The sequence below is a fragment of the Bradyrhizobium sp. IC3123 genome (genome assembly GCF_020193625.1).
Taxonomy (GTDB): Bacteria; Pseudomonadota; Alphaproteobacteria; order Rhizobiales; family Xanthobacteraceae; genus Bradyrhizobium; species Bradyrhizobium yuanmingense.
This window is the reverse complement of record NZ_JADYVF010000003.1, coordinates 364236-379093: the sequence shown is the minus strand read 5'-3', so window position 1 is coordinate 379093 and position 14858 is coordinate 364236. Positions and strand designations below refer to the sequence as shown.

Sequence of the window (14858 nt, the reverse complement as noted above, 5' to 3'; positions counted from 1 at the left end):
CGTCCGCCCACCATGACGCCCCACGCATTTGCATCTTGTCATTCACCCTGAATAGTTGTTCAGTCCTTGCGGGGCGATTTGCATCTATTGCGTGAGAAGCGTTCGGCTGCAGGGCGTGCGGCCGGCGTGTGGGACAGGAAGCGCGCCATGGTTTATCGGCGGACGCATCAAGTGGTGAAGCGCCTTGCGGCGCGGCGCAGCGCCATACTGGCGGCGGCGCGGGAGGCGGCGGCGGAAGGCGGGATGGCGGCGGTGCAGATCGCGCCGGTCGCGGTACGGGCCAATGTCGCGGCCGGCACCGTCTATCGCTATTTCCCCTCCAAGGCCGAGCTGATCTCCGAGCTCATTGCCGAGGTCTCCCGCGACGAGCTCGCGGCGATCCGAAGAGCGGCAGATGCCGCGCCGGGGCCGTCCTCGGCGCTGGCGGCCGCGGTCACCACCGTGGCGGTGCATACGCTGTCGCAGCGCAGGCTGGCCTGGGGCATCCTGGCCGAGCCTGTCGATGTCGATGTCAGCGCCTCCCGTCTCGCCAGCCGGCGCGAGATCGCCGGCGAGATCGCCTCGCGGATCGACGCCGCCGTGCGTGCCGGCCATCTGCCGGCGCAGGACACCGCGCTCGCCGCCACCGCCTTGCTCGGCGCGCTGCATGAGGCCCTGGTCGGGCCGCTCGCGCCCGATAATCTCGATGATCCCGTCAAGATGCGCGATGCGGTGCAGACCGTGACGCTGCTGGCGCTGCGCGCCGTCGGCGTCATGGACGCCCGCGCCCGCGGCCTCGTGGTGCAGCAGACGCTGCTGCCGACGACCAAGGCACTGGTCGGCGCCTGAGCCGACCGCCACCGGGATCGCCCGGGCCCGCTGTTATCCTGCTACATCAGCATTTTCCCGGCCGGACTGATCAACCCCGGTGGGACGCTTCAGAAGAATGAGCCCGGCGGTCACAATGAGGACGGCTCCGGCGATCGTGGAGCCTTGCGGGATATCCTTGAAGACAAGATAGCCGATGGCTGTGGAACCGAGCAGTTCGAGATAGACCAGCGGCGACAGGGTGGACGCTTCGGCGAAGCGAAATGCCGCGATGGACAGGACATGACTGACAGCAGAGAGCGCACCCAAAGCCAGAAAGAACATGACAGCGTCCCAAGCCGGTGTGGTCCAGGTCAAGATGGCTTGTGGCGTCAGGAGCACCATGCCGACGACAGACTGGAATGCGAGCGTTTTGACGGGATCGCTGACCAGAGAAGCCTGCCGCGTTGCGATCAGATAGAGCGCGAACGTTAGCCCGGCGCCGAGCGCCAGCAGAATGCCGGGCTCGATGTCGCCGTCCGGGCGCAGAATGACGATGGCGCCGGTGAAGCCCAGCGCCAGGCTCGCGAGCTTTCGTTGCGTCAAACGCTCCTTCAGGACCATGGCGGCGAGCGCGACCGCGATGACCGGCCCCACGAAATAGGCGCTGACGGCTGTAGCCAGCGGAACGGTCGCGATGGACAGGAAGTAAAGCGTCATCCCGGAGACGAGGAACACCGTCCGCAGCATATGGGAGGCGCGCCGTTCGGCGGGAAAGACCTCTCCTTTGTACCTGATCGCGGCCACCGGAAGGACGACGGCGCTTGCCACGGCGTAGCGCGCCCAGGCGATGAAGAGCGGCGAATAGTCGGCGCTCAGATATTTGGCGATCCCATCGACCAGCGGGATCGAAAGCATCGCGGCCGCCATGAGCACGATGCCCAGCGTCGGGCGGGCGCGGGCTTCGGATTCTACGGTGGCCATGCGACCGATTCCATTCGAACAACTTCTCGCCGCCCCCGCGGCCTGGTGCGGCAGACGCTGCCGCCGGCGAACAAGGCGCTGGTTGGGACCTGAAGAAATCGCGCCGCGAGCCAAGAGGCGACCTGATTGCGCTCAGGTCATTGCCCGAGCGTGTTTTTTCGCGAAACCCGGGCAAGGTCCGGCCAAGCGCCCGGCTACTGTGCATGGGGTTGTTTTTCGACTTTGTGTTTGGCCGGCCCGCCGGTCCTCACATGTTGGCGTCGCCCTCGGGGCCGACCGAGGCGATGCGCACCATGTTGGTGGTGCCGGGGATGCCGAGCGGCACGCCGGCGACGATGATGACGCGCTGGCCGGCGCGGACGAAACCGTCGCGGAAGGCGATCTGGCCGGCGCGGCTCACCATGTCATCCTGGTCGCGCGCGTCCTCCGCCACCACGCAATGCACGCCCCAGGCGACCGCGAGCCGGCGGCCGGCGGTGATGTTCGGCGTGATCGCCACGATCGGCGGCTTCGGCCGCTCGCGCGCCACGCGCACGGCGGTCGAGCCCGATGAGGTCCAGCAGATCAAGGCCGGCAGGTCGAGCGTCTCGGCGATCTGCCGCGCGGCGTCGGCGATGGCATCGCCCGCGGTGGATTCCGGCGCCGGACGTTGGGCCATGATCACCGAACGGTAGGTCGGATCGCGCTCGACCTCCTCGCCGATGCGGTTCATGGTCGAGACCGCCTCGACCGGGAATTTGCCGGCCGCCGATTCCGCCGACAGCATGATGGCGTCGGCGCCCTCATAGACCGCGGTGGCGACGTCGGAGACTTCGGCGCGGGTCGGCACCGGCGACTGGATCATCGATTCCAGCATCTGGGTCGCGATCACCACCGGCTTGCCGGCGCGGCGCGCCATCCGCGTCATCTGCTTCTGCAGGCTCGGCACCCGCTCCAGCGGCAGCTCGACGCCGAGGTCGCCGCGCGCCACCATCAGCGCATCGGAAGCCTCGATGATGTCGGCGAGGCGGTCGATCGCCTGCGGCTTCTCGATCTTGGCCATCACGGCGGCCCGGCCGCGGATCATCTTCTTGGCCTCGATGACGTCGTCGGCGCGCTGCACGAAGGACAGCGCGATCCAGTCGACGCCGGTGACGAGGGCGGCCTCGAGGTCGGCGCGGTCCTTGGGCGTCATCGCCGAGACCGGCAGGTCGGTGTCGGGCAGGCTGACGCCCTTGCGGTCGCTCATCTTGCCGCCGACCACGACACGCGTCACCGCATGCTCCTTCGAGGTCTCCTCCGCGATCAGCCGCACCTTGCCGTCGTCGAGCAGCAGCGCATGGCCGGGCCTGAGCGCCGCCAGGATCTCCGGATGCGGGAGCTGGACGCGCGTGGCATCGCCGGGCGTCTTGTCGGAATCCAGCGTGAAGGTCTGTCCGTTCTGGAGCTGGATCGCCCCTTCGGCAAAGGAGCCCAGTCTCAGCTTCGGACCCTGCAGGTCGACCAGGATGCCGATCGGCCGGCCGTAGCTGCTCTCGACGTTGCGGATCGTCGCCACCAGCTCCCGCATCTTGTCATGCGGGGTGTGGCTCATGTTGATGCGGAACAGGTCGGCGCCGGCCTCGAACAGGCGACGGATCATCGCGAGGTCTGAAGAGGCTGGTCCCAGGGTCGCGAGAATCTTGATACGGCGAAGGCGCCTCATGGCTTATTTCCAGACGGGGGTGGCAGGCCGGGCGAGCCCGGGGGCGTAGCACCGGGCGGGCTATTGGGCAAACCCGGAACGCCGCCCGGGCCCACCGGGCCGGGCAGGCCAGGCACGCGCTGCTGCGCCGGCTGTTCGTTGGCGTCGGTCAGCTGCACCGTCCAGGCGCGCTGCTCGCCGGTGTCGACCTCGAAATAGCCGGTGCGGTCATAACCGCGGGCCAGGCAATCCTCGGTGCCGCGGATGGTGAACTCCTTGTCGCGGGAGCACATGAAGGCTTGGCCCGACCATTCGCCGCCGCGGTCGTAGTCGATGGCGTAGATGTAGTAGTACCGGGCGACCAGCGTGCCGCGCAGCAGCGTCTCGCAGGAACGGGACGAGATGTTCCACCAGCCCTCGGTGGTCCAGCCCTCGGCGTCCTTGTAGCCGAGCGCGATCCCGACCCGGCTCGACGTGTTGTTGCAGAGGCGGAAATCGGCGGAGGCCGGGCCGGCGTAGAGGCACGCCAGGGCGACCACCAGCACCGGGACCAACCGGGCGAGCAGGTAAAGCGGGGAGCGGGGAGATTCGGCAGTCATTGTCGCGGAAGCTATACCAGATCATTGACGATTTGGCGTTGGGCCGGGGGCAGCCGGGCAGTGGCCCCTTTGCGCCGCGATATGGCAAAATCTGTGACAAGACCCACCTGATCCCGTAACCCTGCCCCGGAACGGACCTTGAGGAAGACAGCCATGGCAATCGACGACAAAACCAGAACGGAGCTCGAGGCGGCCGCTTTTCGGCGCTTGGTCGAGCATCTGCGGAGCCGCACCGACGTCCAGAACATCGACCTGATGAATCTGGCCGGCTTCTGCCGCAATTGCCTGTCCAACTGGCTCAAGGACGCCGCGGACGCCCAGGGCGTCGCCTTGAGCAAGGACGAGAGCCGGGAGGCCGTCTACGGCATGCCCTATGAGACCTGGAAGGCGAAGCACCAGGGCACGGCCACGCCCGAGCAGCTCGAGGCGATGAAGAAGGTCCATCCCCACGGGCATTGAACGGCCCATCGCCGAGCCCTGAGTCGCACCACACAACAGCTTTCTGTGCGTCAGCGCAGGAAGGTGTGGGCGCGCTGTGGACGAGCGTGATGCTTGCTTGAACGCTGGGAGCGCCGACCCTAAGGGTCTACCCAGCACGCGCGGTGAGGGATGCCGGCGTCACCTCGTTTTGCCAGTTCCATTGGGAGTACCAAGATGGCCACCTCCGCCGCCGTCCGCGACGACGAGCCCGCGACGAAATTCGCCAAGGACCAGCTCAAATCCATCATCGAGCGCATCGAGCGGCTGGAGGAAGAGAAGAAGGCGATCTCCGACGACATCCGCGACGTCTATGCCGAAAGCAAGGGCAACGGCTACGACGTCAAGGCGCTGCGCACCATCGTGCGCCTGCGCAAGCAGGACCCCAACGAGCGCGCCGAGGCAGAGACCATCCTCGAGACCTACATGCAGGCGCTGGGGATGCTCTGAGGCGCCCCGCCCGGTCGGCGTTGCAGCGCACCAAGCTTGGGCAAAATCTCGGCATCTGCTAGGTTGCTCGGTGAAGGGACCGAGCGATGGATGTGCCGGGACCAGAGCGCAGGCTTGCCGCGGTTCTCGCTGCCGACATGGTCGGCTTCAGCCGGCTGATGGAGGTCGACGAGGCCGGCACTCTTGCGCGCCTCAAGACCCATCGTGTCGAGCTCATCGATCCTGCCATTGCCAAGAATCGCGGCCGTATCATCAAGACGACCGGCGACGGCATGCTCGCGGAATTCCACAGCGTCGTCGATGCCGTGCTATGTGCGGCCGAGGTTCAGCGCCGCATGGCGCGGCGCAATGCCGACGTCCCGCCGCCGCGGTGGATCCAATTCCGCATCGGCATCAATCTCGGCGACGTCATCGTCGATCAGAACGACATATTCGGCGATGGCGTCAACGTCGCGGCGCGGCTGGAGACGCTGGCCGAGCCCGGAGGAATCTGCGTCTCCGGCGCGGTGCGCGATCAGGTCGGCGACCGGCTCGACGGCGTTCAGTTCGACGATCTCGGTGAACAGAGCGTCAAGAACATCGCCCGTCCAATCCGCATCTTCCGCATTCGGCTGGCGGAGGGGCCCGCAAGCCTGCCTGACGGGTCCAATCGTGCTCTGACGCCGCCGGGTGTTTCGAAGAAGCCGTCCATCGCCGTGCTGCCGTTCGCCAATATGAGCGGCGATCCGGAGCAGGAGTTCTTCGCTGACGGTCTCACCGAGGACATCATCACCGAGCTTTCGCGCTTCCACGACCTGCTCGTCATCTCCCGCAACTCGACGTTCGTCTACAAGGGAAAGGCCGTAAAGGTCCAGGACATCGGCCGTGAGTTCGGAGTCGACTATGTCATCGAGGGCAGCGTTCGCAAGGCCGGCGAGCGCGTCCGCGTCACCGTGCAGCTGATCGATGCAGAGACCGACCGCCATATCTGGGCGGAACGCTACGACCGCGAGCTCCGGGATATCTTCGCCATCCAGGACGAGATGACCCGCGCGATCGTGGCGACGTTGCCGGGTCGGGTAGAAGCCGCAACGCACGACCGCACCAAGCGCAAGCCGACCGACAACATGCCCGCTTACGAATGCGTGTTGGCTGCGAAGCTCCTGCATCATCGGTCAACCCGCGACGACAACGCTCAGGCGCAGACGCTGCTCAACCGCGCGCTGGCGATGGATCCGAACTATGCCCACGCTCATGCCTGGAAGGCATGCGTGCTCGGTCAGTGCTGGATCTATGGCTGGTGCGCCGACCGCGAGGCGACCTTCGAGCAGGTTGCTTCGGAGCTGGAAATTGCGTTGGCGCTCGACGACAACGACGCGGACGTGCACCGAATTCTCGCCGCGCTCAATCTGACGCGACACGACTACGAAAAGGCCACCTATCACCAGGAGCGTGCACTCGCCCTCAATCCGAACTACGACCTCGTCGTCGTGCAACAGGGAGAGCTTCTGACCTGGCTGGGCCTGCCGGAGGAAGGCATCGACTGGATCAGGAAAGCGATGCGTCTCAACCCCTATCATCCCGAGCGCTTCTGGAGCCATCTGGGCCGCGCCTATTATTGCGCGGAGAAATACGCCGAGGCCGCCGAGGCGTTTTCAAGGATCACGCGCCCCGACTATACCCATCATGCGTTCCTGGCGGCGACATTCGCGCAGATGAAGAACGCGATCGCGGCCGGCGCTCACGCCGCCGAGGTCTTGAAGCGCGAACCGGGATTCTCGGTGGCAGCTTATCTTGCGACGCTGCACTACAAGCGCGAGCCCGACCGGCAGCGTCACGAGGCCGGCCTCATCGCGGCCGGCTTGCCGGCTTGATCGACCCCGGGCAAGGACGAACAGAGAGAGCTTTGCTGGCACAGAGGACTCAGCGCAGCGCGGCGGTGCGCACGACGAACGACGTCGTCTCGAGCTTTGCGGTCGCGCTGCCCGAGAAATTGTCGCAGGACAGGCCCTGCATCGGGTCGTCGGAGAAGCCCATCGCGATCACGGAGCGCGGCTTGACGAAATAGCCGCGCAGCGCCGCGGTATCGAGCTCGCCCATCAGCGTCACCGACATCGCGTGGCTGGCGCTCGGCGACAGCATCACGATCTTGAGCCAGATGCTCTCGCCCTTGGCCGCAGACAGGCGGGTCGCGGTTGCGACCCTGCCGTCGACGCTCTTGCCGACCACGCTGTTGATCTCCGGCGCCTGAGCCACGCTACGGGGGCGGGTGGTGCGCGGGATCGGCGCCGAGGCGGCGACGACATTGCCGCGGTCGACCGGGGACGCCGCCGGCGCGTAAGCCAGGGCTTGCAGGGCCGCGTTGGACACGCTCGCGGTCGGTTGCGGATCGGTGGCCGCGGCCAGCGCCTGGCGCGCCTTCAGCGCGGCGACCTGCGCCGGCGTCGCCTGCTGCGGCATGGCCGGAACGTCATCCCAGAAGCCGCGCGCATTGATGATGTCGGCCGGGGTTTCCGGCTTGCTGGCAGCGGGCTTGTCAGCCACGGGCGCGGGCTTCGGCTTGGGCGGCGCGACGATCTGCGCATCGGCCGACGCGAGCTGGATCGCGGCGGCGATCTGCGGCTTGGCGCGCGGCGTCGGCACCGGCTCGGCGGGCTTGGCGGCGGCTGCGACGACGGTCGGTGCCGCCGGCTTCGCGGCCGGGCTGGGCGCGCCCTCGTCATCCTCGTCGCTGGCGGCCGGAGCTGCCGGCTTGCTCCTGAACAAGGCTGCGAAGAAATTCGGCTTGCTGCCGGCGTCATCGCCGCTGCCGCGCCGCTCGATCTCGGCCTTGGCGAGCTCATAGTTCTTCAGCGGCACGCCATCGGTCGGCAGATGCACCGTCTTGCCGTCCGGGAAGACGCGGGCGAGCTGGTCATGCGTCATCCGCGGCCAGTGCCGGACGCTGCCGGTGTCGAGGTGCACGAAAGGCGAGCCGGATGTCGGATAGAAGCCGACCCCGCCGCGCTGCAGACGCAGGCCGGCGAAGCGGATCTGCTCCAGCGGTACGCCGGGGATGAAGAAGTCTATCGCATGGCCCAGCATGTGCTGGCTGGCGCGCGCCACGCCGGAGGAGCGGCGGCGGAGCATGGCGTTGGTGGCGGGGGAGCGATAGGAGGAGATGATCTGAATCGGCTGCTTGCCGTCGACGTCCCGATAGACTTCCCAGAGGATGTCGAACAGGCGACGGTCCATGACCGTCTGTTCCTGGGTACGCCAGTCGCGCAGGAAGTGGTTGAGCTGCTTCAGCGCCGCCTCGTCGTAGCGCCCGTCGCGCTTGAAGGTGACGGTGAGGTCTTCGCCGGAATGGGTGTGGTGGAACGAGAGCGTCTTGGTCTCGTTCAGAGCGGCGGCGTCATGAACCGAACCGGCGGCCGCAAGCAGCAATGCAGCCGCAAGGCCGATCCGGGATCCGGCCTTCACGCCCGCATGGGACAACGACAGCACAACGAATTGGCGTGCGAGACCAGTCAGCACGTATGAGCCCACCCAGTCGACGAGCGTTCAAATGGACTCTCCCGCCAACCCCGTTAGCAGCGCGAAAGAGGATGAACGCTTTCTTAAAGCGAGAAGGTTAATTTGAGGTTGACCTTCTCGCCCCCAAACCAAGTCAGATTACGATCCTAAGCGGTTGACTGTGGCAAAAAAACGCCCGCCGCCCCATCGCAGGTCGCAGCATGGTTAACGTCAACGACCCCATCCTGGGGACGGGGTCGCTGATTTCCTTGCAGAATTTCAGGAAAACGAGTGCGGGACGGGCGTCAGCGGGTAAACACCCGCTGCTGTTGCGGACGGCGGCCGACCGGTGCCGGGGGCACGGCCTGGGTGGGCGCCCCGAACAGCCGCTCGAAGAAGTTCGGCCCGGACGAGCCGAAGCCGCTGCCGTTGTTGGCCACGGCCACTCCGGAGGGCAGCGTCGTTGCCGGACGCGAATAGCTCGGCTGGGAATGCGCCACGACGGCCTCGAGGTCCTTGCCGCGGTTGTTCTTCAGGACGTTGATCATGGCCGCGTCGCGACCATAGACGTCCTTGCGGAATTGCAGCTTGCCGGCCTCATCCACGAACGCGGTCTGGTAGGTGATGTTGACCGGGATTGGGGTCGGGAATTTCAGGTCGATCTCGCTTTTGCCGTACATGCTGCGGATGCGCTCCGGCGTGTACTTCTCGTTCGGCATGACGATGTTGAGCAGAACGGAGGCGTACTGATCCGGATTCTGCACGCGCATGCAGCCATGGCTGAAGGCGCGCTCTTCCTTGGCGAACAAATGCTTGTCCGGCGTGTCGTGTTGATAGACGAGGAACTTGTTCGGGAAGTTGAAGCGGATGCGGCCGAGCGCGTTGGCTTCGCCCGGCGGCTGCGAAATGTGCACCGAGCCGTCGCGGTTTTGCTCAAGCCTCAGGCCCATGCGTTGAAGCACGGTCGGGTCCTGCTGCAATGCCGGCAGGTACTCGTTGTAAACGATGGATGGCGGCACATTCCAGGTCGGGTTCACCGTGATGTACTTCATCGTCTCGGTGAGGAGCGGGGTGGCTTGCTTGCCCGGCTTGCCGGTGACGACGCGTGTGGTCCAGACCTGCTGGCCGCGTTGCATCACTTTCAAAGTGAAATCGGGAATGTTGAGGATGACATAGGCGTCACCCAGCGCCGGCGCGCCGAGATCGCGCGGCAGCCAGCGCCAGCGCTCCATGTTCACCAGCACCACGTCGATCTGCTTGTCGCGCTTGGGGGTGTTGAGCGCCTTGACCGTCTTGTCGTCTAGGATGCCGGTCGGCTTCAGCTCGGCGCCGGTCTGGAACTTGCGCACGGCTTCGGCGACCGCAGCGTCGTAGCGGGTGTCGCTGGCATTCTCGGCGAGGCCGAGCTTGGCGCGCAGTTGCGGCACGCGCGGATCTTCCACGACGATCTCAGCCTGCTTCTTGCCGGCAGGGGTGTATTTCAGCGCAGGGCCGTCGGCGATCTCGATCACCGGACCGCTGCCCTGGCCGCGCAGCTCGGCGAGCTTGGCCTTCAGCTCCTTGTAGAGCTTGTGCGGCGGGTTGTAACTCTCGAGCGCCGCGGAGGCGTCCGCCGCCGTCGTGATCTTGGCGAGCACTTCGCCGGGATCGACCGGATGCTCGGGATAGAGAATGTCGCCGCCGGCCTGCGACCAATGCATGCGGCCGCTCTGGGCGTGGCGGGCATAGTCGAACATGCTGGCGGTGAGCTTGAGCTCGGCATCAGCCAGCGCATCGGGGGTCGTGGCGGCGAAATCCGGCACCGGATAGTCGGCGGGATTGAGACCGTCGGACGCCGCGTCCTTGAGCCGTGCGATCACGCCCTTGGCCGCAGCAGTCAGGTTGCCGCCTTGCGTCCAGACCGGCGCGAAGTCGCGCGCGCCGTAGAACTTCTCAATCGCTGCACGCTCGTTCTTGCGGTCGAAATGGCGCGAGGTCTTAGCGCCGATGATGTCCTTGAGCTTGTCCGCGACCGGTTGGTCGGCGGTGGGCACGTTGCTTGCGGCCTTCACCGGTTCGGCGGCCGGTGCTGCGGGAGCCGCCGGCGTGGCCGTTGCGGTGTCGGCCTTGGCCGGCTCGGTTTTTGCAGTCTCGCTCTTCGGCGCTTCCGGCGCGGGTGTGGTGGCAAGGTCGGAGGGCTTGGTCTCCACCTTGTCCGCCGTGGGCGGGACGTTCACCTTGGCGGAATCCCTTGCGACGTCCTTCGTGGAATCCTGCACCGTGGCGGTGGTGTCGAGCTTGATGTCGGCTGCAGTCGGGGGCGGGACGTTTGCCGGTTCGGGGCGCGGGATCGCGGCTTCGATCGCGAGTTCCGCGGCGCTGCTGCGCGGCAGATCCTGCGCCAGGGCCGAGCTGGCCGACACCGTGAGGAAGGTCGCCGCGACCGTCATCAAGACACGGTCAAAGCCCACACGGTGGTTCAAACGGTCACGCATTGTGTCGCACCCCTCGGGTGAACTGTTCCTTCATGGAACAGCTCGTTATCGCTTATTGATGTTTCGGCTAAACCGCGCCGGCCTCTCGAAAGTTGCACGCCTGCACGCAACGATTCTGACGCAGACGATATACAGGCCCCGATTTTGCGGCCAGCGCTGCCCGGGGCAACTCACGACAAACTGACTTCAAGGGAGCCTCTTGGCAACGGATTGTACGCTTCTGCCACGCGCTTTTCCCTCTGTCTGTCACTTCCAAGTCACGGTTCAAATCGCAGACGAATTCCGTCGTCACGCGAACGGCTTAGAGCGATCTCGCACCGCCGCGCGAAGCTTCGTTCGCACTGGGCTCAATGCGTCTCCTCGCCGCTTTTGCCGCCATGCCCGGGAACCCCGGCCTCGTCGAGTTTGCGGTAGAGCGTCGAGCGGCCGATTTTGAGTCGGCGAGCCACTTCGGACATCTGGCCGCGATAATGCGAGATCGCGAAACGGATGATCTCGTTCTCCATGTCCTCCAGCGGGCGGACATCCCCGGTCGCAGTGAGCATAGACAGCGTTCCCACCGCGGGGAGCGGGGCGATTGGTATTTCATTACCCGACACTACGGAGGGCGTCGCCGCCGGCTCGAGCAGCAACGGAGCGGTCGGAATATCCGTGACGGGATGCGCCTGCGAGGCGAGCAGAGGGAAGTCGCCGAGACCAAGCTGGTCCCCGTCGCTCATCACCACGGCGCGATAGACCGCGTTCTCGAGCTGGCGGATGTTGCCGGGCCAGTCGAGCTGGGCAAGATGGGCCACCGCCTCGCCGCTGATCCCGGTGATCGGGCGGTTCTCCTCGGCGGCAAAGCGCGCGATGAAATGCCTGAGCAGGTGCGGGATATCCTCACGCCGCGCGCGCAGCGAGGGGATCGTCAGCGGCAGCACGTGCAGCCGGTAGAACAGGTCTTCCCGGAATTGTCCCTGCTTCACCCGCTCCAGCAGCTTGCGATTGGTGGCCGAGATGATGCGGACGTCGACCTTGAGCGGCTTGCGGCCGCCGACCGATTCCACGGCGCCCTCCTGGAGCGCACGCAGCAGCTTTACCTGCGCCGTCAGCGGCAGCTCGCTGACCTCGTCCAGAAACAGCGTGCCGCCATGAGCCTCGACGAACTTGCCCGTGTGCCGCTCGGTGGCCCCGGTGAAGGCGCCCTTCTCATGGCCGAACAGGATGGACTCGACGAGGTTGTCGGGAATTGCGCCGCAATTGACCGCAACGAACGGCTTGGCCTTGCGCTCGCCGCTGCCATGGATGGCGCGCGCGAACATCTCCTTGCCGACGCCGGACTCGCCCTCGATCAGCACGGGGATCGCGGAGTTTGCCGCCTTCTGGGCGGCGCGCATCACGCCCGTCATCGCTTCGGAGCGGGTGATGATGTCGGAGAAGGTGAGCCGTCCTTCGCGGCTGTGACGGATGCGCTGCAATTCCCCCTTGAGCGCGGACGTGTTGAGCGCGTTGCGAAGCGAGACCTGGAGCCGCTCGACGCCGACCGGCTTGACGACAAAATCGGCCGCGCCCGCGCGCATCGCGGAGATCACGTTGTCGATACCGCCATGAGCGGTCTGCACGATGACGGGGACGCTCAGGCCGGCTTCGCGGATCTTCGCCAATACGCCCATGCCGTCGAGGCCGGGCATGACGAGGTCGAGGATGACGGCGTCGATGGCCGGTCCGTCGGGGGCAGTGAGGGCGGCAATTGCGGCGTCACCGGAGTCCACGACGACCGTCTCATAGCCGCATTTCTGCACCATGTTCTCGACCAGCCGGCGGGCTACAGCGTCGTCGTCGGCGATCAAAATACTGGCAGCCATGGTGTTCCCCGCACGCTACTACTATCTGTCTCGAATCGGGGCACTCTGGCCGAAGCCGATTAACGCACGCTTAAACCTTGATGCCCCCGCCTGCCGCCGCGATTGTTGAACACAGGTTTCCCACACAATGAATTCGCGCTCCAAGTCCGCCTTGAACAAATCTGCCTTGAACAAGTCCGCTCTCAAGAAGTCCGCTCCCGGCAAGCCCGCTCTCCGCAAGCCAAGCACCAAAAAATCCGCCCCCAAGGCAAGGCCCTCCAAAGCTGCACCCTCCAAAGCTGCGAGCAAGACCGGCAAGCTTCCGGAGTGGAACCTGGCCGACCTCTATTCCGGGATCGAGGCGCCGGAGGTGGCGCGCGACCTCGAGAGAATGGATGCCGACTGCGTCGCCTTCGAGACGGACTACAGGGGCAAGCTGGCGACAGGGACAGCAAACGAAGATGGCGGAAAGTGGCTCGCCGAGGCGGTGCGACGCTATGAGGCGATCGACGATCTCGCCGGCCGTCTCGGCTCCTATGCCGGGCTCGTCCATGCCGGCGACAGTGTGGACCCTGCGATTTCAAAGTTTTACGGCGACGTGTCCGAGCGGCTGACGGCGGCGTCCACGCATCTGTTGTTCTTCGCGCTCGAGCTCAATCGGATCGATGACGATATTTTGAATCGCGCGATGCAGGCCGCCGAGCTCGCGCACTACGGTCCCTGGATCGAGGATCTGCGCAAGGAGAAGCCGTACCAGCTCGACGACAAGCTGGAGCAGCTTTTCCTGGAGAAGGCGCAGACCGGCTATTCAGCCTTCAACCGGCTGTTCGATCAGACCATCTCCAGCCTCCGCTTCAAGGTCGGCGCCAAGGAGCTCGCGATCGAGCCGACGCTGAATCTGCTGCAGGATCGCGACGGCGCCAAGCGCAAGAGCGCGGCGGAGGCACTGGCGAAGACCTTCAAGGCCAATGAGCGCACCTTTGCGCTGATCACCAACACGTTGGCCAAGGACAAGGACATCTCCGACCGCTGGCGCGGCTTCAAGGACGTGGCCGATTCCCGCCATCTGAACAATCGTGTCGAGCGCGAGGTCGTCGATGCGCTGGTCGCCTCGGTGCGCGCAGCCTATCCGAAACTGTCGCATCGCTATTATGCGCTGAAAGCGAAATGGTTCGGCAAGAAGCGGCTGGCCTATTGGGACCGCAACGCGCCGCTGCCTTTCGCGGCGACCGATGTCATCGCCTGGCCGGAGGCGCGCAGCATGGTGCTGACGGCCTATCGCGGCTTCTCGCCCAAAATGGCCGATATCGCCGAGCGCTTCTTCACCGACCGCTGGATCGACGCGCCGGTCCGGCCGGGCAAGGTGCCCGGGGCGTTCTCGCATCCGACCACGCCGTCAGCGCACCCTTACGTTCTCATGAACTACCAGGGCAAGCCGCGCGACGTGATGACGCTCGCGCATGAGCTCGGCCATGGCGTCCATCAGGTGCTCGCGGCAAAGAACGGCGCGCTGATGGCGCCGACGCCGCTGACCCTGGCGGAGACCGCGAGCGTGTTCGGCGAAATGCTCACCTTCAAGCGGCTGCTGGCCCAGACCAAGAGCGCGAAGCAGCGCCAGGCGCTGCTCGTTGGCAAGGTCGAGGACATGATCAACACCGTGGTGCGGCAGATCGCGTTCTATTCCTTCGAGCGTGCGGTCCACACCGAGCGCAAGAACGGCGAGCTCACCGCGACGCGGCTCGGCGAGATCTGGCTGTCGGTGCAGGGCGAGAGCCTTGGACCGGCGATCGAGATCAAGGCGGGCTACGAGAACTACTGGATGTACATCCCGCACTTCATCCATTCGCCGTTCTATGTCTACGCCTACGCGTTCGGCGACTGTCTCGTGAACTCGCTCTATGCCGTCTACGAGAACGCGGCCGAGGGTTTCGCCGAGCGCTATCTCGACATGCTCGCCGCCGGCGGCACCAAGCACTATTCCGAGCTGCTGCGGCCATTCGGGTTAGATGCGAAGGACCCAAAGTTCTGGGACGGCGGGCTCAGCGTCATCGCCGGAATGATCGACGAGCTGGAGGCGATGGGCTGACGCATTCGCCATCCGTAAAACATCCGTTGAACCGACCCGTTG

General features: G+C 65.7%; 11 protein-coding genes. 5 read left to right on the top strand and 6 right to left on the bottom strand.

The genetic code is table 11. The annotated features are described in order from the left end of the window. Positions 1-147: 147 nt before the first annotated feature. On the top strand, positions 148-828 hold the full coding sequence (locus I6F20_RS11880; protein WP_057028549.1) for a TetR/AcrR family transcriptional regulator: 681 nt from the start codon (positions 148-150) through the stop codon (positions 826-828). Positions 829-861: 33 nt separating this feature from the next. Here the strand turns inward: I6F20_RS11880 and I6F20_RS11875 are convergent, their stop codons facing one another. The 3 genes from I6F20_RS11875 to I6F20_RS11865 form a co-directional block, all read right to left on the bottom strand. Beyond that, entirely contained in the window at positions 862-1770 is a 909-nt protein-coding gene (locus I6F20_RS11875) for a DMT family transporter (RefSeq protein ID WP_225126295.1), read from the bottom strand. Between the two features lie 247 nt (positions 1771-2017). Continuing rightward, a complete protein-coding gene (pyk, locus tag I6F20_RS11870; protein WP_036021924.1) occupies positions 2018-3454 on the bottom strand; it encodes a pyruvate kinase in 1437 nt (478 codons plus the stop codon). Further along, positions 3451-4032: a DUF1036 domain-containing protein gene (locus I6F20_RS11865; protein WP_035998649.1), complete on the bottom strand. Its 582-nt coding sequence runs from the start codon at positions 4030-4032 to the stop codon at positions 3451-3453. The genes pyk and I6F20_RS11865 overlap by 4 nt, the downstream gene beginning before the upstream one ends. Before the next feature lie 153 nt (positions 4033-4185). Between I6F20_RS11865 and I6F20_RS11860 the strand changes: the two genes are divergently transcribed. From I6F20_RS11860 to I6F20_RS11850, 3 genes are all read left to right on the top strand, one after another. After that, positions 4186-4491 carry a DUF1244 domain-containing protein gene (locus tag I6F20_RS11860; RefSeq protein ID WP_035998652.1) on the top strand — a complete coding sequence of 102 codons (306 nt, stop codon included), beginning with the start codon at positions 4186-4188 and terminating at the stop codon, positions 4489-4491. 195 nt (positions 4492-4686) lie between these two features. Then, complete coding sequence (locus I6F20_RS11855; protein WP_018641571.1) at positions 4687-4959, top strand: DUF2312 domain-containing protein; 273 nt, start codon at positions 4687-4689, stop codon at positions 4957-4959. 86 nt (positions 4960-5045) lie between these two features. Continuing rightward, the gene (locus I6F20_RS11850) at positions 5046-6812 is read left to right on the top strand and encodes an adenylate/guanylate cyclase domain-containing protein (RefSeq protein WP_035998656.1); all 1767 of its coding nucleotides are present in this window, start codon (positions 5046-5048) and stop codon (positions 6810-6812) included. Positions 6813-6861: 49 nt separating this feature from the next. Here the strand turns inward: I6F20_RS11850 and mepK are convergent, their stop codons facing one another. From mepK to I6F20_RS11835, 3 genes are all read right to left on the bottom strand, one after another. Further along, positions 6862-8454, bottom strand: coding sequence for a peptidoglycan L,D-endopeptidase MepK (gene mepK / locus I6F20_RS11845; protein ID WP_225126293.1), 1593 nt, complete (start codon positions 8452-8454; stop codon positions 6862-6864). 284 nt (positions 8455-8738) lie between these two features. Beyond that, a complete protein-coding gene (locus tag I6F20_RS11840) occupies positions 8739-10907 on the bottom strand; it encodes a L,D-transpeptidase family protein (RefSeq protein WP_225126291.1) in 2169 nt (722 codons plus the stop codon). A gap of 347 nt (positions 10908-11254) precedes the next feature. Continuing rightward, positions 11255-12751, bottom strand: coding sequence for a sigma-54-dependent transcriptional regulator (locus I6F20_RS11835; protein ID WP_057028054.1), 1497 nt, complete (start codon positions 12749-12751; stop codon positions 11255-11257). 127 nt (positions 12752-12878) lie between these two features. Here I6F20_RS11835 and I6F20_RS11825 point away from each other — a divergent pair, with 127 nt between their 5' ends. After that, positions 12879-14816, top strand: a complete 1938-nt coding sequence (locus I6F20_RS11825; RefSeq protein WP_225126286.1) for a M3 family oligoendopeptidase — start codon at positions 12879-12881, stop codon at positions 14814-14816. Positions 14817-14858 lie beyond the last annotated feature (42 nt).